This is a genomic window from Pantoea sp. X-Soil-OKNW-713, assembly GCF_059730685.1.
Genome location: NZ_AP035995.1, coordinates 2,723,279 through 2,741,940 on the forward strand (window position 1 = coordinate 2,723,279; position 18,662 = coordinate 2,741,940).

Sequence of the window (18,662 nt, forward strand, 5' to 3'; positions counted from 1 at the left end):
TCCTCACACATGGGCCGGCTGTGCGCCGGTGGCCAGCGTCATAATGTTTTCCTGGCTGATCTCGTTCGCGCTTAATTCACCGGCAATGGTGCCTGCACGCATTACGTAAACCCGGTCGCTCATCCCCACCACTTCCGGCAGCTCGCTGGAGATCATCAGAATCGCCACGCCCTGCTGCGCCAGTTGGCTCATCATGCGATAGATCTCACTCTTGGCACCGACGTCAACACCGCGCGTCGGTTCATCGAGGATCAGGATGCGCGGTGCGATCGCCACCCAGCGCGACACCAGTAGCTTCTGCTGGTTGCCGCCGGAGAGGCCACCGGCACGGACCTGCGCATGGGGGACACGGATGTTGAGGGTCTGGATCGCTTCGCTGGCAATCTTCTGCCCTTTGCGGCGATTAAGCAGACCGTAACTGGCATCGCGTTCCAGCGTCGCCATCACAATGTTTTCCTGCGCCGCCAGTTCGAGAAACAAGCCCTGCTCTTTCCGGTTCTCGGTAAGAAAACCGATACCGTGGGCGATGGCTTCACGCGGTGAATGAATTTTTACCTGTTCGCCATCGATCCAGATTTCCCCGCTGCTCGGTTTGTGCACCCCAAAAATCAGCTGCGCCAGCTCGCTGCGCCCGGCACCCACCAGTCCGGCAAGACCGACAATCTCCCCGGCCCGCACCGCCAGACTACTGGGATAAACCTTTTTTCCATCGCCAAGGTGATTCACGGCGAGACGAATGGCGCCGAACGGAATGGATCGATCTTTATTAAACAGATCGCTGAGAGGCCGCCCGACCATCATGCGCACCAGCTCGCTGGCGTTCAGCTGGTCACGCGTCAGGCTGCCAACGTATTGACCATCGCGCAGCACGCTGACCCGGTCGGAAAGCTCATACACTTCCGCCATACGATGGCTGATATAGATGATCGCCATGCCTTCACTGCGCAGACGTTTGATCAGCGCAAACAGTTGCTCGGTTTCGCGATTGGAGAGTGCAGCGGTCGGTTCATCCATCACCAGAATGCGACTTTTGCGATGCAGCGCGCGGGCAATCTCCACCTGCTGCTGCTCAGCAATACTCAGTCGGCTTACCAGGTCAGTGGCGCTGAACTGCGCACCCAGGCGGTCAATCACCTGTTGTGCCTCTTCCGCCATTTGACGGCGTTTGACTAAACCGGCGCGAGTGATTTCACTGCCGAGGAAAATGTTCTCCGCCACCGTCAGGTTGGGTGCCAGGTTGATCTCCTGGTAAATCAGAGTGATGCCCGCCGCCAGCGCCTCTTTCGGACCTTTAATGGCGTAAGGCTGCCCATCAATCAGGATCTCCCCGCTGCTGGCGGTATAAGCCCCGGCGAGGATCTTCATCAGGGTGCTTTTACCTGCGCCGTTTTCCCCCATCAGCGCATGGACTTCACCGGGCCAGACCGTCAGGTCCACCCCTTGCAACGCGTAAAAGCTGCCAAAACGTCGGGTGATTGCCCGCATTTCCAGAATCGGTGTGGCCGTCATCGCTGCGCTCCTGCTGGCAAAGGGTGCAGCGAGTTAATCAGCGACAGATAAATGGAAAATGTCAGCCGCCATTTATATTTGTCATATTTCACCGCCGACCGACTTCTATACTCGCGCTGAATGAGGCCGGTTGGAGGGTGCTACATGAGTCGGAGCCTGGGCGCACGCGGTCGCCTGCTGCTGTTTAACCTGCTGGTGGTGTGCGTCACGCTGGCGGTCGGCCTCGTCGCTATTAGCGGATTTCGCCACGCCGGTCACATTCAGGAACAAGCCCAGGCGCAAACCCTGGCGGATATGAACGGCAGTCTGGCACTGGCACGCGATACCGCCAATGTGGCAACGGCGGCAGTGCGTTTGTCGCAGGTGGTGGGGGCACTGGAGTATCAAAGCGAATCGGCGCGGCTACAACAAACCCAGCAGGCGTTGCAGCAGTCGCTGAGTCGGCTGGCAAGCGCACCGCTGGCGGCACAGCAACCGGCATTGTTGCAACGTATTCGCGAGCGTAGCCAGATGCTGGAACAAAGTATCAATCAACTGCTGCTGAAAGGTCACGAACGCCATCTGCAACGTAACCTGATGTTGAGTGGCTTGTGGCAGGCGCAGCTATTGCTCAACCATATCGATAGCCTTGTCACCAGCCAGCCTCTGTCCCTCGACCTGCGTCAACAAACCGCCCGCCTGCTGACCGTGGCGATTCAGTCCACCGCACCACAGGCAGCGGTGCGCCAACTGAATTCACTCAATGCCGCCTGGTCTGCCACCCCGTTGCAGGGGGTACTGGCCGACAAAGTGCAGCAACTGGTCAGCACCGAGTTGACGCTGCTGCCGGTTGCCAGCCAACTGGAGCAGAGTGATATCGCTATCGCCTATGCCACCTATCGCATCAAAGCCCTGGTGGCGATGTTGAATGATGACATCACCCATTACGTGCAACTGGTCGCGCAGCAGAATGACGCCCGCAGCCAGGCCACCCATCAGGAACTGGATTCCATCATCGGTTTTATCGTGCTGTTTATGCTGCTGGCGCTGCTGATCACCGGTTATGCCGGTTATTACATTTATCGCAACCTCGGCTCCAGTCTGACCGCGATCGCCCACGCCATGACGCAACTGGCGCAGGGGGAGAAAAGTGTCAACGTTCCCGGACTGGCACGGCGCGATGAACTGGGCGATCTGGCGCGCGCCTTCAACGTCTTCGCCCGCAATACCGCCTCGCTGGCGCACACCTCACGCCTGTTAAAAGAGAAAAGTAACCAACTGGAATCAACCTTTCTGGCGATGCGCGATGGCTTTGCCCTGTTCGATAACGGTGGCGAGCTGGTGGTATGGAATGCACAGTACCCGCAACTGCTCGGCATTGCGCCGCGCGAGCTACATCGCGGCCTGCATTACCAACAATTGCTGAAGCGGCTGGATATTGAACTGCATGGGCTGGGTGAAGCGCAGGAAGTGCGGCTGGCCGATGGCCGCACGCTGGAGTTGCGCTTCAGTCCGGTGCCACGGCGTGGCATGGTCAATACCGTACTGGAACGCACGACACGCAAAGCATTGGAAGAAGCGCTGCTGCACAGCCAGAAGATGAAAGCCGTCGGGCAACTGACCGGCGGTCTGGCGCATGATTTCAACAATCTGCTGGCGGTGATTATCGGCAGTCTGGCCCTGACCGTCGATCAACTGCCGCCCGGCACCCTCGCCAGCCGGGTGGAGCGCGCCCGTCAGGCCGCCGACCGCGCGGCGCAACTGACCCAGCGGCTGCTGGCCTTTTCGCGCAAACAGGCGCTCTACCCACGCGCCGTGTCGGTGGTGGAGTTGGTGGATAACCTTCAGGGCTTGTTGCAGCATTCGCTGCTGCCCGGCCAGCGACTGGTGATCGAGGCGCAGCGCCCCGGCTGGCCCGCGTGGATCGACGCCGGACAACTGGAAAACGCGCTGATGAATCTGGTGGTCAATGCGCGCGATGCGATGGAAAAACAGAGCGGCGAAATCCGTCTGCGTATCTGGCATCAGCACCGCGATGAAGGTGATCGTGTCACCATTGAAGTGATCGATCACGGCTGTGGCATGTCGGCGGAAGTACGCAGTCAGGTGTTCGAACCCTTCTTTACCACCAAAGCGCTGGGTAGCGGCAGCGGGCTGGGGTTATCGATGGTGTATGGCTTTGTCCGGCAATCTGGCGGGCAGATTGAACTGGAAACCGCCCCCGGCCAGGGCACCACCGTACGCCTGTTGCTGCCGCGCGCACCAGCCGTCGCCCAACCCGTCCCTGCGCCACTTCCCGCCACGCTGAGCGACAGTGCTGACCGGCTGGTGCTGGTGCTCGATGACGAACCGGCAGTACGCCAGACGTTGTGCGAGCATCTGCACCAGTTAGGTTATTTAACGCTGGAGTGTGGCGATGGCGAGAGCGCCCTCGCGCTGCTGCGCCAGACGCCGGATATTGAATTGCTGATCAGCGACCTGATGCTACCCGGCAGCCTGAACGGGGCGGATGTGATTCGCCAGGCCCAGCAGCACTACCCCCATCTCGCCACCTTGTTGATTAGCGGACAGGATCTGCGCCAGACGCCAGTCATGCTGCCGCTGTGTGAACGGCTGGCAAAACCCTGGCATCAGGCGCAACTGGTACAGGCGCTGGAACGCGCCTGGCAACGCAGTGAACGGCTTAATCGCGCCCGGCAGGCTGCCACAGCGGCACCGCTTTCCCGCTGATATAACGTTTACGCAGGCGGCTGGAGATGACATCCATCATCATCACGATGGTCGCCAGAATCAGGGTGATAAACATCACCACGTCCCAGTTCCATAAACGCATATTCTCGGCATACACCAGACCCACGCCACCCGCACCGACAAAACCCAACACCGCCGCCGAACGGGTGTTAGATTCAATCTGGTACAGGCTCAGGGCCAGGAAGGTCGGGAACGATTGGGTAAAAATGCCGAAGCGATGCTTCTGCAAGCTGTTGGCTCCGACCGCGCCAAGCCCCCGGCTGGGCGAGCGTTCCACCGCTTCATGCCCTTCGGCGTAGAGCTTGCCCAGCAGGCCGATATCCTGCATCACAATCGCCAGCACCCCGGCCAGCGGCCCCATCCCGACGGCGCGTACAAAGATCAGCCCCCAAATCGCCATATCGATACCGCGCAGCACATCCAATACACGACGCATCAGCAGGGAAATCGGTCGGGTGATGGAACCGTGCATGACATTCCGCGCCGCGAGAAAAGAGATCGGTAACGCCAACAGCGTGGCGGTCAGGGTTCCGGCAAACACAATCGCCAGTGTGATGCCAATCTGCGACAGATAGTAACCAAACGGCCAGTTGGCGAAATCCTGCCAGACAAACATGCGCAGGAAATAACGTCCCAGTTGCTGGCAGCCGATCAGCAGGCGACTCCATTCGATACCAAAGAATTCAAAGAAAAAAACGTAGTACAACAACACCGCCAGGGCGATCAGGGCGATCCGACGCAGGTAACGATTTTGCGCCGCAAACAGTTCCGGGTGTTGCTGCTTCAGCCGGCTGATATCCGGGGCCAGGGCGATCATGCGCGTTCTCCTTCCACCACGCGGCGGCGCAACCAGCCGGAGAGCGTATCCAGCAGTGACACCACTACAATGATCAGCAGCAGCGTAATGCTGACCTGATCATAACGATCCAGTTTGATATTGGTCATCAGTTCCTGGCCGATGCCCCCCGCGCCGACCAGACCAAGAATGGTCGAGGAGCGGAAGTTGATCTCCAGACGCATAAAGCTGTAGGAGAGAAAGGTCGGTTTGACCTGCGGCCAGAAAGCAAAACGCATCCGCTGCAATTTGCTGGCACCACAGGCGGCAAGGCCGCGTACCGGTTTGTCCGAGGCGCTCTCAATCGCTTCATAAAACAGCTTGGTCAGGCTGCCAATGGTGTGCAGCGCCAGGGCGAGAAAACCGGGGATCGCGCCGATACCAAAAGCCATCACAAACATCACCGCCCACGCCAGTTCCGGCATGGTGCGCAGAAAGGCGACGAAGGCACGAATGGCGACGCGTGCGCTCTTCGGCGACTGAGTGTTATCGGCGGCGAAAAAGGCCAATACGGCGGCGATACCCACGCCGATCAACGTGGAAGAAACTGCCAGTTGCAGGGTTTCCCAGATCAGCGGCAACTGGATATTCAGGCGATACCCCCAGTAAGCCAGGGAACCTTCGGTTTTGACATCGGCAAACAACACCGGCAAGTGCAAAACCGGCAGGGTTTCGCCGATGTAGTCAAAGAAATGCGGCAGCGATTGCCAGACCGTCACCAGGTTGAATTCTGCGATGTTGCCCGCAGCAAGATACAGCGCCACCAGCAGCAATGACCACAACAGCGTGTCACGCTTTTGCTGACGGCGGATGCGTTGGTAGTAGTGTTCGAAGTCGGTCAAAGGGGGGAGTCCTGTGGTTGTGTGAGGTGCTGGTTGCTGCCCTCACCCTAACCCTCTCCCGCAAGCGGGAGAGGGAACAGATCGAGCAAGCTATCTCTCCCGCAAGCGGGAGAGGGAACAGATCGAGCATATGGCACATCTCCCTCTCCCTTATGGGAGAGGGCCGGGGTGAGGGTCACAGACCGCACCTGCCCAGAGGGCCGGGGTGAGGGTCACAGACCGCAGAGGTCTACCCGCGGCTACCCTTCATCAGATCACGTTTCATATCAATGATGTTCTGATAATCCGCTACGGTTGCCGCGCCGATATGCTGCTCACCGCCCACCGCTTTAACAAAGCAGCTATGATCCTCTTTATCCAGTTTCTTGATGGTATCCACCACTTTCTGTTTAAAGTCAGCCGGCAGATTGTTGCTTACCAGGATCGGGCCATTCGGGATCAACGGTGACTGCCAGATGATGCGAATCTGCTTCATCAGGTCCGGGTGGTCCATACGAATCAGACGACCAAAGGCACCCGAGGTGTATCCGGTGTTGTAGTCGCCCACCAGTGAGGTCCAGGTCACCGCCCCGTCGAACTGACCGTTCAACACGCCGAGGATGTCCTGCTCATGGCCGCCAGAGAAGGTTACGTTAGAGAAGGTGCCTTTGTATTTGTCATCTACCGTACCGCCAAACTCTTTCTTAAACGCCTGATTTGGCATCAGGAAACCCGACGTTGAGTCCGGGTCAGCCATACCAAACGATTTACCCTTCAGGTCTTCCAGCTTTTTGTACGGGCTGTCGGCCTTGACGATCACCACCGAGTGGTAACCTTTCGAACCGTCTTTGTCATCCACCACGATCCCGACGATATCCACGGCTTTCGGGTTTTGCAGGTAGACCGAGGCATAAGATGCCGGTGACATGCTCAGTACCAGGTCAATCTTGTTACCCAGCAGCCCCTGAATCACGCCTGAATAATCAGACGAGTTACGCAGTTGCGTGTCGACATTCAGTTCTTTGTCGAAGAAGGTTTTCACGCACTGGTTGTCGCCAATCTGCTGGGTGGCGTTCTGACCGCCCAGAATCCCGAGGTTAAGTTGTTTTGGTGCATCCGCTGCGTTAACGCCAAAAGCCATCAGAGCGCCAGTCAGTAAAGCTAAAGAAGTCAGTTTCATTGGTGGTTATTCTCTTGCCGTGGGAGTTAGTGGAGCTGGTTAATTTCGTCGCCGTACAGCTCGTGCAGCAGACCGTCGGTCAACTGCGCAGGATGTCCGTCAAACAGCACTTTGCCGCGCTGGATGCCGATCACGCGGGTGCAGTAGTTTTTCACCAGTTCAATCGAATGCAGGTTCACCATCACGCTGATGCCCTGTTCGCTGACCTGGCGCAGCACGTCCATGATGCGTTTGGTATTTTTTGGGTCGAGTGAGGCTACCGGCTCATCAGCCAGCAGGATTTTGGGGTTTTGCATCAACGCGCGGCAGATCGCCACACGTTGCATCTGACCGCCCGACAGGTTCTCAGCGCGTTGCAGCGCCTGCGGCAGCATGTTCATCCACTGCAACAGTTCAATCGCCTGCGCACGGTCGGTTTCGGAAAACACTTTGAAGAAGGATTTCAGCGTAGAGGTCTGGCTGAGACGGCCAAGCAGGACGTTGGTCAACACATCGAGACGCGGCACCAGGCAGAAATCCTGGAAAATCATGCCGCATGCGCTGCGCCATTCACGCATCTGGCGGCTGTTGAGTTTCACCACATCATGCTGCTCCGCGCTGATAATGGCACCTTTGGACGCGCTGATGGTGCCGTTCAGCATATGTAACAATGTCGATTTGCCTGCGCCAGAGCGGCCAATCACCGCTACCAGTTCTCCCGCATGCAGATCGAAACTGACATTATCCAGCACGCGATTTTCACCGTATGCCTTGCACAGTCCCTGCACCGACAGCACCTTATGGCCCTGCTGAATGTGCGGAACATAAGGATTGTCGATCACGGTTTTCAGTAGTGCCTGTGCCATCTTCCGCTCCGTTTCATCTGAGGTGTGAATTGCCCGCTTATTACGGCCAAAGGCGATGAAGGCTTGATGACAGGGAAATGATCAAACGGTGACAGCGCCCGTTACGGTTCAGTGCATTCTGTAGCTACCGTCTTGAACGTCAAGCGGTAGCTGCGTAATTTTCATCCCACTTCATCCGCGTTTTCAGCACCCCGAAGCACTGATGAACCAGCTTGCGCATCACCGCTCCAAGCGCAGCCTTGCTGGCTTTGCCCTTCGCGATTAGCCTCTGGTACAGCGCCTTCGCCGGGGCATTCCACCTGATCGCTACAATCGCCGCCATATACAGTTTCGCCCTTACGTCTGCCGGGCCTGTTTTTGACATCCGTGCACGCCCCCTGACTGAGCTACCGGACGTTTTTTCCACCGGTACCACACCCAGCCACGCAGCGACCTGTGAAGCACTCCGGAACGGACACGAGCGCAGCACCGACAGCATTGTCGTGCCCACCACGCTGCCTATTCCTTTTATCGATTCCAGCAGCTCACGGTCTTCCTTCAGACCCGGATGATTATCTGTGTGGTCTGAGATGAGCGCTTCAATACGCTTCAGCTCGTCCCTGTGGGCTTTCAGGGTTCTCTCCAGCGAGTCAATGATTTCAGGCGCTGTGCGGGTTGAATGGGCCTTTTCCAGTCGGTTCTCCGCCCGCTGGACATCAGCCTGAAGTGAGTCCCGCAGACGCACCAGCTCCCGAAGTTTACGGACCTCCGGGGAGGGGGGCACCCAGGCATCAGGCTGTTTCAGCTCGCCATAACGGGCCAGGATGTAAGCATCAACGGAGTCGTTTTTAGTCAGGATAGCCATTCCACGGGCGAACTCCCTGACCCGCTGAGGATTGCTGATGCAGACTGTGACGGGGGTATTTTCATGAAGACCAAAGGCGACGTTTTCGTGATAAATGCCGGTCGCTTCGAGCACCACCATCACCTGTTCAGGATGGCATTTTTGCCTGATTAACCAGTCATTTATCTCCCGGTCGGCGTCGGGATGATTTTTGAGGGTTTTGGTTTTCTTTTTCCCGTTGCCGGGCAACAGGCAGAGGTCGAGTTTGTTTTTACTGACATCAATACCGAGATAAATCATAAGACAGCTCCCTTTCACATGAACCATCACGCCATCTTGCCTTGTACATACGAAGTCAGAGCTTCTGGTTACCGTTCAGAGTAGATGCTGGCGTGAAAGGAGAAACGGAGGGCTTTAAGCTACGACACAAGATCGAGTCTTAAGCGGCGCGACAAGCTGCCTCCGTTTCGTGTAACGGGTAGCTAACCAGTTACAACTTCAAGATACAAGCGGCGCGATTTATCGCGCCGTTACAACCACTCACGTAGCTGAGAAAGCGTCTCCGCCAGCGCCCCATCGTTATTCAACGGGAAGCTGTGCGCAGGCAAAGGTTCTGCCGCGCGCGCCAGCCGATGCGCGATCTCTGCCTCGCTTTCGCGCCCGCGCTGGCGCAAACGCGCCGCCAGAATCTCGGGTGACACCTGCAACACCAGCGGTAGCAACTGACTGCCGTAGCGCTGTTGCGCCACCGGCAGATGCAGACGTGAGCCGTTAACCAGCACGTTAAGCCCGCGATCCAGCCACTGGTCGATCTCGGTGCCGAGGCCATACCACAGCCCGTGCGCCTGCCAGCTCAGAGCAAACAACCCGAGGGCTTCACGTCGCCGGAATTCCGCCTCACTCAGCGCCACATGGTTTTCACCGCCCGCATCCGCCGGACGGGTAATGTAGCGATGGGCGATCACCAGACGTTCTGGCGGCGCTTCACGCAGCGCGTTGAGCAGGCTGTCTTTACCCGAGCCGGATGGCCCGGTCAGCCAGATCAGGCGCGCCATCAGAACACCAACCTGCCCTGTGACCACACATGACGGATATGCGGGTGGCCGTGATCGGTATGCGCCAGCACCAGGTCGGCTCGCAGCCCTTCAGCGATGATGCCGCGATCGCGCAGGCCAATCGCGCGCGCCGGATTACGCGTCACCAGCGCCATCGCCTGGGGCAATTCCAGCGCGTTGCGTTCATCCGCCACTAACCGGAACACCGCATCCAGCAGACTGGCCGGGTAGTAATCGGAGGAGAGAATATCCAGCAGACCGGCACTCGCCAGCTCCCAGGCCGCTACGTTGCCAGAGTGCGACCCGCCACGCACAATATTGGGCGCCCCCATCAGAACCTGCATTCCACAAGCGCGCGAAGCGGCTGCGGCTTCCAGCGTGGTAGGGAACTCAGCAATGGCGCTACCGACCTCATGTGATTCAGCCACATGCGCGGCGGTTGCATCGTCATGACTGGCAATCGGGATACCGCGCGCCCGGCACATGGCGGCAATCGCATTACGGTTCGGTTGTGACCATTCCGCCGCCAGCGCCAGTTGCTCACGCTCAAATTCATCCATCTGCTGGTCATTCAGCTGGTATTTGCCCTGATAATAATCGCGGTACTTCTCCAGTGACGCGTACTGACGCTGTCCGGGTGAGTGATCCATCAACGACACCAGCGACAGTTCCGGCGTGCTGACCAGCGCCTCAAACAGCGACAGCGTGGTGTGATAAGGCAATTCACAGCGCAGATGCAACTGATGATCAACGCGGTTAAGTCCTTTGCGGTTGCTGTCGCGGATAGCCTCGATCATTTTGTTGAGATTATCGAGGCGATGCCCGCCGTCACGCACATCACCGACGCCTATCGCATCCAGTACCGTGGTGATGCCGCTGGCAACCATCAGCGCATCATGGCTGCTCATCGCCGAGTGGGCTGGCCAGTCCACTTTCGGGCGCGGAGTAAAGAATTTATCGAGGTTATCGGTATGCAACTCCACCAGCCCCGGCAGTAAATACGCCTGCTCACCGTCCAGCGCACCGGGTTGCTGACTGTTGCTGTCGCTAAAGCTGGCGATACGGCCATCGCGCATCTCCAGCGATCCAGACACCACTTCATCTTCCAGCACCAGTCGGACGTTATTGACGATCATGCTTCTGCTCCTGTTTGTACCGGCTGCATGACGTGCAGGCGATCGGCCATGCGTGCGCGCACCGCTTCGTCATGAAAAATACCCACGATGGCCGCGCCACGCGCGCGCGCCTGTTCAATCAGTTCCACCACTGCGGCGCTATTGGCGCTGTCCAGCGAGGCAGTCGGCTCATCCAGCAGCAGCACCGGATAGTCGGCGATAAAGCCACGCGCGATGTTGACGCGTTGCTGCTCCCCGCCGGAAAAGGTGGAGGGTGCCAGCGACCACAAACGTTGTGGCACGTTGAGACGCGTCAGCAGCTCTTTGGCGCGCTTTTCGCAAAACGCACGTTCCACGCCACGCTCCAGCAGCGGCTGCATGACGATTTCCAGCGTCGGCACCCGTGGGATCACCCGCAAAAACTGGCTGACCCAACCGACGGTATCGCGACGGATGGCAAGGATCTGGCGCGCCGGAGCCTGCGCCATATCGATCCACTCCCCCGCATGTTGCAGCCAGATATGGCCGCTGTTGGCCTGATAGTTGCCGTACAGCGCACGCAGCAGCGTGGATTTTCCGCTGCCGGAACGGCCATGCAGCACCACACACTCCCCGGCGCTGACCTCGAGATTGGCATCATGCAGCACCGGCAGGGCCACACCGCTCTGGTTGTGTAGCACAAAGGTCTTGCACAGCTTCTCCACGCGCAGTTGCGTATTCATGGTTGACTCCGCCATTAGTTAAGCACCGAAGAGACCAGCAGTTGGGTATAAGGATGATGCGGATCGTCCAGCACCCGATCGGTGAGGCCGCTCTCCACTACCCTGCCCTGTTTCATCACCAGCAGACGATGGGCCAGTAGCCGTGCCACGCCGAGATCGTGGGTGACGATCACCACCGCCAGATTAAGTTCACGCACCAGGGTGCGCAGCAGATCGAGCAGGCGCGCCTGCACCGACACATCCAACCCGCCAGTGGGTTCATCCATGAACACCAGCGACGGCTGCGTGACCAGGTTGCGAGCAATCTGCAAACGCTGCTGCATTCCGCCGGAAAAGGTGGTCGGCAGGTCGTCAATACGCCCGGCTGGGATCTCCACATCCTGCAACCAACGCATCGCTTCGGCGCGAATGTTGCCGTAATGACGTTGTCCCACCGCCATCAGTCGCTCGCCAATATTGCCCCCCGCCGTCACCTGCGGGCGCAGACCATCCAGCGGATGCTGATGCACCACACCCCATTCGGTACGCAATAATCGACGCCGCTCGCTTTCGCTTAACTGATAAAGATCGCGATCGCGATAGAGAATGTTGCCCTGCTGCGGTGCCAGACGGGCTGACAGGCTACGCAGCAGCGTGGTTTTACCGGAACCGGATTCGCCCACAATCCCCAGCACCTCGCCGGGATAGAGGGCAAAACTCACTTCTTCAAACCCTTTGCCGGGTGCGTAGAGGTGGGTAAGGTCATTGACCGCAAGCAGCGGCTGTTCACTGTGCATGCTGTTGTTCCTGCTGCTGGTGGCAAAAATCGGTATCGGAGCAGACAAACATGCGCGTACCGGCATCATCCATTACCACTTCATCGAGATAGCTGTGGCGTGAACCGCACAGCGCACAGGGTTGATCCCATTTTTGTACGCTGAACGGGTGATCGTCGAAGTCGAGGCTTTCCACTTTGGTATACGGCGGCAGCGCATAGATGCGTTTCTCACGCCCGGCACCAAACAGTTGCAGTGCCGGCATCATATGCATTTTCGGGTTGTCGAACTTGGGGATCGGTGACGGGTCCATCACATAGCGATCGTTGACCTTCACCGGGTAGGCGTAGGTGGTGGCGATATGGCCGTAGCGGGCGATATCCTCATACAGTTTCACCTGCATGATGCCGTACTCCTCCAGCGCGTGCATGGTACGGGTTTCGGTTTCACGCGGTTCGATAAAGCGCAACGGTTCCGGGATCGGCACCTGGAAAATCAGGATTTGATCTTCCTCTAACGGCGTTTCCGGGATGCGGTGACGCGTCTGGATCAGGGTGGCATCATGGGTGCGCTCGGTGGTGGCTGCACCACTGACGCGCTGGAAGAAACGACGGATCGACACCGCGTTGGTGGTATCGTCGGCCCCCTGGTCAATCACCTTCAGTACATCCTGATCGCCGATAATGCTGGCGGTGATCTGGATACCACCGGTGCCCCAGCCATAGGGCATCGGCATTTCACGCCCGGCAAACGGCACCTGATAACCGGGGATCGCCACCGCTTTCAGGATGGCGCGGCGGATGGTGCGTTTGGTCTGCTCATCCAGATAGCCGTTGTTATAGCCGCTCAGTTCACTCATCTTTCTGCTCCTGATGCTGTTGGCGCAGCCGCTTGAGCAACTCCAGCTCCGCCTGGAAATCGACGTAGTGCGGTAACTTCAGATGCGAAACAAAACCTGCGGCTTCCACGTTGTCGGCATGCGCCAGCACAAACTCTTCGTCCTGTGCCGGGCTGGTGATACGTTCCTGGTATTCACCGCTTTGCAGCGCACGATCGACCAGCGCCATCGCCATCGCCTTGCGCTCGGCACGGCCAAACACCAGACCGTAGCCGCGGGTGAAATGTGGTGCGCTGTCGCCCTGAGTGGTAAAGCCGTTGACCATCTCACACTCGGTCAGCAGGATTTCCCCGATCTCAATCTCGAAACCGAGTTCTTCCGGGCAAATGGACACGCTGAGATAGCCGGTGCGGATCTCGCCGGCAAACGGATGGTTACGGCCATAGCCCCGTTGGGTCGAATAGCCGAGCGCCAGCAGGAAGCCTTCGTCACCGCGCACCAACTGTTGCAGACGCGCCGCACGCGAAGCCGGGAACGTCGGTGGCTCACGGGTGATATCGCACGGCTCACTGCCATCGTCCTCTTCGTGGGCCGCCAGCCCTTCTGCCGTCATCATGCTGAACATATGCGGGCAATGCTGGGCCAGCGCCTGGTCGTCACGCGGTGCCGCTGGCGTTACGCCGTTCGCCAGCAGGGTAAAATCCAGCAGACGGTGGCTGTAGTCATAGGTGGGGCCAAGTACCTGGCCACCCGGCAGATCTTTGTACACCGCCGAGATGCGCCGTTCGATGCGCATCGCGTCAGTATTCAGCGCCAGACTGTCGGCAAGGCGTGGCAGCGTGGTGCGGTAAGCACGCAGCAGAAAAATCGCTTCCACCAAGTCGCCGCTGGCCTGTTTGATCGCCAGCGCCGCCAGTGGGGGATCGTAGATTCCGCCCTCGGTCATCACGCGGTCCACCGCCAGACCAAGTTGTGCGGCCAGTTGGTCGCAATGCAGCTCCGCCAGCGAGCGATCGCCACGACGCAGATCGGCCTGAAGCTGATGGGCGCTGGCTATCGCCTTTTCGCCCCCTTTCACTGCGACGTACATCAGCACACCTCCACGTCGGTGGTACGCGGCAGTGCCATCATCGCTTCGCCACAGGTGAAGATCAGATCGACACCCTGCGGGAACGGATGTGGGCGTTCGCGCAGGTAATGCAGAATCGCCTCCGGCAATTGCGGTGCAATGGCGCGGGTTTCGCGCAGGCCGGGGCCGGAGAGTCGCAGGGTCAGGCCGCCGTTCAGTGCCGGGACTTCCACAATCAAGGTGGTGCTTTTTTCCGGTGACAGGTTATCACCGGCCGCAAAGTACGCCGGATCGGGGTTGGCGCTGGCATGGGTCAGAGCAAACGGCGCATCGCGCTCGCTGACAATCGGCACGCCGGTATGAAAACGCAGATTGTTGCGCAGCAGTTCGTTATCCAGCGTGCCATCCAGCCACAATGCGCTTTCCTGGTCGACCAGCGTCAGCAGCACCGCGGTGGCCGCCGGGGAGAGATCGCCCCAGCCCTGTGCCAGTGGCAACGCCACCATCACGCCCGGCTCGCTCATTGCTTTCAAAATTCGGCGGAAGGCACGCTGCGCGTCAGCCACCGGATGGTTAAAACTTGCCAGTAATGTCATCAGTTATCTCCGCGAACCAGCGTAAAGAAATCCACTTTGGAGCTGGCGATTTCGCGTGCGCGCAGCTGGCGCTGCTCCTCACGCAGGGCCGCCAGCGGGGCAATCACTTTTTCTGCAATCAGCGCCTGGGTTTCCGGCTGCTGCAATAAGGCATCAATTAACGCGCAGCGCTCGGCATGCGCTTTGTCGCGTCCCAACACATAGCTGAATCCCAGGGTGCCGTCGTGCAGCTTAACCACCGCGCGTGTCACCGTGGCATCACCCATTACGAAGCGTTTGCCGCTGCCGCCCATGCGTGCCTGCAAACGCGTCAGGCCAGTTTCCGCCGGGCGCACGCATTCAAAACGCGGGGCGAGGCGCAGCGGCTGCCAGTGGGCTTCCAGCACGCTGGCATCGCTGTGAGCCAGCACCGAGAGCCAGTTCTGGCGGGCTGTTGGTTGTTTCATTAGTGCTCCAGAGTCAGTTCAATCATGTCGCCGCGCGTCAGGCTGACGGAGTATTCCGCCACCTGCCCGTCGCTGTTTTTGTTCAGGGTGCGCACGCATAACACCGGCGACTGCAAGGCAATCTCCAGTTGCTGACACTCTTTCGCCTGCGCCCGGCGGGTGCTGATACGGGTTTGAGAACGGGTCAGTTGCAACCCGAGATGCTGTTGCAGATAGTCATGCAGCGATCCGCTGTGGAACTGCTGTAACGCAGGCCACCAGCGCAGTTCGGACAGAAAGTGGTTAATGACGCAGACCGGCACACCATTGACGCGGCGCAGGGTACGCAGATGAATGACGTCATCGCCTTCATTGACGCCCAGTGCGGTGGCCACATCGTGGCTGGCCGGACGCAGCACCGCCAGCAGACGCTCGCTGGTGGGATGGCTGCCCTGCTCCAGCAGGTTCTGGCTGAAGCGAGCCTGGGCGTGTAACGGGTAGTCGTAAGGCCGCATCAGCACCAGGATGCCGACGCCATGCCGCCGTTGCAGCAACCCTTTGTTTACCAGTTCGTCTACCGCACGACGCAGGGTGTGGCGGTTAACGGCATAATGTGCGGCCAGCTGTTGTTCAGAAGGCAGGTAATCGCCACAGCGATATTGTTGCTGCAACGCCTGCTCCAGTTGGGCGGCGACTGCCTGATACACAGTGGTCGGATGTCTGGATATCTCCATCACCATCAATACCTCGCTCGCGAGTGTTGAGGAAACGCAGCAGGGGCGCTGCGGGATGGCGACTACCTTGACCCAGACAAATGACAATGCCGTGACGGCTCAGTGACGTGCTGATGAATTTGCTTTTGGACAGCAGGAAATGACTACAATGGCGGGGATTTTAATAAAAAAATTTTAACTGTTTCCTTTGTGACGACGCTCAACTATTTTTTTTCCTTTTTCACAACATTAACACTTCCCTTGCGCAATGCAGCTTTTCAGACTTCTGCTAAGTTAAATCATGATCCCTCCTTGTTACGCGACTTTAAAAATGATTAATACAATCAAACTGTCCGATGGTTTTCGGCGCAATTTTGTGCGTGAAGTGATTTTGCCGTTAGCGGCGATTCTGTTGCTGACCTTTGCCGGTGCCGGAGCGGGCCTGTTCTGGGGCACCCGGCTGACCAATAACGAAGCGCAAGAACAGCAGCAACGCATGATTGAGGCCTCATTCGAACAAAGCCTGGCGGAACATCTACGCCAGCTACGTAGCCTGACACGCTGGGCCCCCTTAGCCAGTCAGCTGGATTTATCCCAACCTGACCAAAGCTGGCTGGATGAAAATGTCGGCAGTTGGTTATATGAAATGTTCGACCACGAACTGGTGTTGGTGCTGGGCCGCGATAACCAACTGATTGAGGTATGGCGTAACGGCCAACGGGTGCCAGACCGCCATGTTGAACCGCAGGTGCAGGCGATGCTGGACACGACGCTGGTACAAGCCAGCACCACGGATCGCGCCGATTTTGTCCGTATTGGTGATCATGCCGCTTCGCTGGCGGTGGGGGAAATCAGCGGCAATACCCGCCAGCCGGGGCGCTATCGCTTGATCAGCGTAAAATATCTCGATGACCACTATCTGCACGGACTGGCGAATCGCAGCCAGCTTCGGCAATTACATTTCAGCGGTGACACATCGCTGCCCAATGACAAGGCGCATTATCTCCTGAGTTCGCAGCAAGGCGACCCGGTGGGATATATCAGTTGGCAACCAGACCGTCCCGGCGCACAGATGTTGCGCACCATCGGCCCCTCGACCCTGCTATCGGTGGTGATGATCACCCTGGTGTGCCTGTTTATGGTGCGGCGAATCTGGACGTCATCGCTCAGTCTGTCGCAGTCGCTGTTGAAGTTAGGTGCCAGCGAAGCCCAGGCGCAGCACCTGGCGTTTCACGATGTACTGACCGGCCTACCCAACCGTTCGATGGTGGAGGATCGTCTTTCCCAGGCGTTGGCGTTTGCGGCACGCTATGACCATCGTGTGGCATTGTTGCTGATTGATCTGGATCGCTTCAAAACCATCAATGATACCTATGGTCACCACGCAGGGGACGATCTGATTATTCAGGTGGGCCATCGCCTGACCAGTATCGTGCGCGCCAGCGATACCGTGGGCCGTATTGGCGGCGACGAATTTATTATCGTGATGCCGGACGTCGAGAATATTGGTCAGGTGCAGTCGCTGGCAAAACGCATTATCAGCGCGCTCAGCGAGCCTTATCAGCTATTTGGCAGCGAGGCGTGGATTGGTGCCAGCATCGGTCTGGCGTTGGCCCCCAAAGATGGACTGGACCGCCAGGAGTTGATGCGCAAAGCCGATATTGCCCTGTATGAAGCGAAAAATTGCGGGCGCGGTCAGTTTCGCCAGTTTGAACGCGTGATGGATGAGTCGCTGCGCACCCGCCAGCAAATTGCCGCCGACCTGCGTCAGGCGCTGCTGCATTTTGATGGGCTGGCGGTGTGGTATCAGCCGTTGATGGAGATCAGCGGTCAGCGCGTTGATGGTGTCGAAGCGTTGTTGCGCTGGCAACACCCGGAACGCGGCGAAGTGCCGCCAGGCGAGTTTATCGCCATTGCCGAAGAAACCGGGCTGATTATCCCGTTGGGGGAATGGGTGTTGCGCGAGGCCTGCAAAACCTCGTTGCGCCTGCCGCAGTTGATTGTGGCGGTAAATGTGTCGCCGGTTCAGTTTCGCGCCAGCGGGTTTGTCGAGCGCATGATTGAAATTGTGCAATCTGAAGGGGCCGATCCACAACGCCTCGAGCTGGAAATTACCGAAGGGGTGCTGATTGAGGATGAACATGAAGCGCGCAATAACATCATCGCCCTGCGCAATGCCGGTTTCCGCATTGCGCTGGATGATTTCGGCACCGGCTATTCCAGCCTCAATTATCTGAGTACCTTCCCGGTCGACAAAATTAAAATCGATCGTTCGTTCACCCAATCGTTAGGGGTGGCGCAGAATTCAGCAGCGATTATTGAATCGGTGGTACGGCTCGGGCATGCCATGGGACTGATGGTGACCGCCGAAGGGGTGGAAACCGAAGGCCAGATGAGCGCCCTCGCCGACGCTGGCTGCAATCAGTTGCAGGGATATTTGTTCAGCCAGGCGGTGCCGTTTGAGGAGCTGGAAAGGATGGTTTAAGACCAACAAAACTTTGCGCGATGAATCATAAAACTTTGCGCGATAAATCGCGCCGCTACGGTGGAGCACGCGATTTATCGCGCAACTGTTCCTCAAATTTTCTGGAATCTGTTACGCAATATTCCGGTATAAAAATGTCTTATCGC

Annotated in this window: 17 protein-coding genes; 2 read left to right on the top strand and 15 right to left on the bottom strand. The window is 58.2% G+C overall.

What is annotated here, in order from left to right:
• Nucleotides 1–3: 3 nt before the first annotated feature.
• Entirely contained in the window at nt 4–1,509 is a 1,506-nt protein-coding gene (locus tag AC6I8R_RS12875; protein ID WP_497832419.1) for a sugar ABC transporter ATP-binding protein, read from the bottom strand.
• A gap of 144 nt (nt 1,510–1,653) precedes the next feature.
• Here AC6I8R_RS12875 and AC6I8R_RS12880 point away from each other — a divergent pair, with 144 nt between their 5' ends.
• On the top strand, nt 1,654–4,218 hold the full coding sequence (locus AC6I8R_RS12880) for an ATP-binding protein (protein ID WP_415173572.1): 2,565 nt from the start codon (nt 1,654–1,656) through the stop codon (nt 4,216–4,218).
• On the opposite strand, the gene phnE (AC6I8R_RS12885) is transcribed toward AC6I8R_RS12880, so the two are convergent.
• The 14 genes from phnE (AC6I8R_RS12885) to phnF form a co-directional block, all read right to left on the bottom strand.
• Nucleotides 4,172–5,056, bottom strand: coding sequence for a phosphonate ABC transporter, permease protein PhnE (gene phnE / locus AC6I8R_RS12885; RefSeq protein ID WP_415173573.1), 885 nt, complete (start codon nt 5,054–5,056; stop codon nt 4,172–4,174). The genes AC6I8R_RS12880 and phnE (AC6I8R_RS12885) overlap by 47 nt on opposite strands.
• Nucleotides 5,053–5,916, bottom strand: a complete 864-nt coding sequence (gene phnE / locus AC6I8R_RS12890; protein WP_497832420.1) for a phosphonate ABC transporter, permease protein PhnE — start codon at nt 5,914–5,916, stop codon at nt 5,053–5,055. Before phnE (AC6I8R_RS12890) ends, phnE (AC6I8R_RS12885) begins: the two co-directional genes overlap by 4 nt.
• 229 nt (nt 5,917–6,145) lie before the next feature.
• Nucleotides 6,146–7,075, bottom strand: coding sequence for a phosphonate ABC transporter substrate-binding protein (gene phnD / locus AC6I8R_RS12895; RefSeq protein ID WP_021182804.1), 930 nt, complete (start codon nt 7,073–7,075; stop codon nt 6,146–6,148).
• Between the two features lie 26 nt (nt 7,076–7,101).
• A complete protein-coding gene (gene phnC / locus AC6I8R_RS12900; protein WP_021182803.1) occupies nt 7,102–7,920 on the bottom strand; it encodes a phosphonate ABC transporter ATP-binding protein in 819 nt (272 codons plus the stop codon).
• 139 nt (nt 7,921–8,059) lie between these two features.
• On the bottom strand, nt 8,060–9,043 hold the full coding sequence (locus AC6I8R_RS12905; protein ID WP_497831835.1) for an IS110 family RNA-guided transposase: 984 nt from the start codon (nt 9,041–9,043) through the stop codon (nt 8,060–8,062).
• 230 nt (nt 9,044–9,273) lie between these two features.
• Nucleotides 9,274–9,798 (bottom strand): ribose 1,5-bisphosphokinase, encoded by a 525-nt coding sequence (gene phnN, locus AC6I8R_RS12910; RefSeq protein WP_497832421.1) that lies wholly within the window; start codon nt 9,796–9,798, stop codon nt 9,274–9,276.
• On the bottom strand, nt 9,798–10,934 hold the full coding sequence (phnM, locus tag AC6I8R_RS12915) for an alpha-D-ribose 1-methylphosphonate 5-triphosphate diphosphatase (protein ID WP_021182801.1): 1,137 nt from the start codon (nt 10,932–10,934) through the stop codon (nt 9,798–9,800). Before phnM ends, phnN begins: the two co-directional genes overlap by 1 nt.
• Nucleotides 10,931–11,635: a phosphonate C-P lyase system protein PhnL gene (gene phnL / locus AC6I8R_RS12920; RefSeq protein WP_497832422.1), complete on the bottom strand. Its 705-nt coding sequence runs from the start codon at nt 11,633–11,635 to the stop codon at nt 10,931–10,933. Before phnL ends, phnM begins: the two co-directional genes overlap by 4 nt.
• 14 nt (nt 11,636–11,649) lie before the next feature.
• Nucleotides 11,650–12,411 (bottom strand): phosphonate C-P lyase system protein PhnK, encoded by a 762-nt coding sequence (gene phnK / locus AC6I8R_RS12925; protein ID WP_021182799.1) that lies wholly within the window; start codon nt 12,409–12,411, stop codon nt 11,650–11,652.
• The gene (locus AC6I8R_RS12930; protein ID WP_415173577.1) at nt 12,401–13,249 is read right to left on the bottom strand and encodes an alpha-D-ribose 1-methylphosphonate 5-phosphate C-P-lyase PhnJ; all 849 of its coding nucleotides are present in this window, start codon (nt 13,247–13,249) and stop codon (nt 12,401–12,403) included. Before AC6I8R_RS12930 ends, phnK begins: the two co-directional genes overlap by 11 nt.
• Nucleotides 13,242–14,318: a carbon-phosphorus lyase complex subunit gene (locus AC6I8R_RS12935; protein ID WP_497832423.1), complete on the bottom strand. Its 1,077-nt coding sequence runs from the start codon at nt 14,316–14,318 to the stop codon at nt 13,242–13,244. The genes AC6I8R_RS12930 and AC6I8R_RS12935 overlap by 8 nt, the downstream gene beginning before the upstream one ends.
• Complete coding sequence (phnH, locus tag AC6I8R_RS12940; RefSeq protein ID WP_021182796.1) at nt 14,318–14,893, bottom strand: phosphonate C-P lyase system protein PhnH; 576 nt, start codon at nt 14,891–14,893, stop codon at nt 14,318–14,320. Before phnH ends, AC6I8R_RS12935 begins: the two co-directional genes overlap by 1 nt.
• Nucleotides 14,893–15,339, bottom strand: coding sequence for a phosphonate C-P lyase system protein PhnG (phnG, locus tag AC6I8R_RS12945; RefSeq protein ID WP_021182795.1), 447 nt, complete (start codon nt 15,337–15,339; stop codon nt 14,893–14,895). Before phnG ends, phnH begins: the two co-directional genes overlap by 1 nt.
• On the bottom strand, nt 15,339–16,052 hold the full coding sequence (gene phnF, locus AC6I8R_RS12950; RefSeq protein ID WP_208724072.1) for a phosphonate metabolism transcriptional regulator PhnF: 714 nt from the start codon (nt 16,050–16,052) through the stop codon (nt 15,339–15,341). Before phnF ends, phnG begins: the two co-directional genes overlap by 1 nt.
• Before the next feature lie 310 nt (nt 16,053–16,362).
• On the opposite strand from phnF, the gene AC6I8R_RS12955 reads away from it, so the two are divergent.
• The gene (locus AC6I8R_RS12955; RefSeq protein ID WP_415173579.1) at nt 16,363–18,516 is read left to right on the top strand and encodes a putative bifunctional diguanylate cyclase/phosphodiesterase; all 2,154 of its coding nucleotides are present in this window, start codon (nt 16,363–16,365) and stop codon (nt 18,514–18,516) included.
• Nucleotides 18,517–18,662: the final 146 nt, after the last annotated feature.

What these genes read in the sequence shown, in the direction of transcription:
- AC6I8R_RS12875 (WP_497832419.1), bottom strand. Translation starts at nt 1,509, where the DNA reads ATGACGGCCACACCGATTCTGGAAATGCGGGCAATCACCCGACGTTTT.
- AC6I8R_RS12880 (WP_415173572.1), top strand. Translation starts at nt 1,654, where the DNA reads ATGAGTCGGAGCCTGGGCGCACGCGGTCGCCTGCTGCTGTTTAACCTG.
- phnE (WP_415173573.1), bottom strand. Translation starts at nt 5,056, where the DNA reads ATGATCGCCCTGGCCCCGGATATCAGCCGGCTGAAGCAGCAACACCCG.
- phnD (WP_021182804.1), bottom strand. Translation starts at nt 7,075, where the DNA reads ATGAAACTGACTTCTTTAGCTTTACTGACTGGCGCTCTGATGGCTTTT.
- phnC (WP_021182803.1), bottom strand. Translation starts at nt 7,920, where the DNA reads ATGGCACAGGCACTACTGAAAACCGTGATCGACAATCCTTATGTTCCG.
- AC6I8R_RS12905 (WP_497831835.1), bottom strand. Translation starts at nt 9,043, where the DNA reads ATGATTTATCTCGGTATTGATGTCAGTAAAAACAAACTCGACCTCTGC.
- phnN (WP_497832421.1), bottom strand. Translation starts at nt 9,798, where the DNA reads ATGGCGCGCCTGATCTGGCTGACCGGGCCATCCGGCTCGGGTAAAGAC.
- phnM (WP_021182801.1), bottom strand. Translation starts at nt 10,934, where the DNA reads ATGATCGTCAATAACGTCCGACTGGTGCTGGAAGATGAAGTGGTGTCT.
- phnL (WP_497832422.1), bottom strand. Translation starts at nt 11,635, where the DNA reads ATGAATACGCAACTGCGCGTGGAGAAGCTGTGCAAGACCTTTGTGCTA.
- phnK (WP_021182799.1), bottom strand. Translation starts at nt 12,411, where the DNA reads ATGCACAGTGAACAGCCGCTGCTTGCGGTCAATGACCTTACCCACCTC.
- AC6I8R_RS12930 (WP_415173577.1), bottom strand. Translation starts at nt 13,249, where the DNA reads ATGAGTGAACTGAGCGGCTATAACAACGGCTATCTGGATGAGCAGACC.
- AC6I8R_RS12935 (WP_497832423.1), bottom strand. Translation starts at nt 14,318, where the DNA reads ATGTACGTCGCAGTGAAAGGGGGCGAAAAGGCGATAGCCAGCGCCCAT.
- phnH (WP_021182796.1), bottom strand. Translation starts at nt 14,893, where the DNA reads ATGACATTACTGGCAAGTTTTAACCATCCGGTGGCTGACGCGCAGCGT.
- phnG (WP_021182795.1), bottom strand. Translation starts at nt 15,339, where the DNA reads ATGAAACAACCAACAGCCCGCCAGAACTGGCTCTCGGTGCTGGCTCAC.
- phnF (WP_208724072.1), bottom strand. Translation starts at nt 16,052, where the DNA reads ATGGAGATATCCAGACATCCGACCACTGTGTATCAGGCAGTCGCCGCC.
- AC6I8R_RS12955 (WP_415173579.1), top strand. Translation starts at nt 16,363, where the DNA reads ATGATTAATACAATCAAACTGTCCGATGGTTTTCGGCGCAATTTTGTG.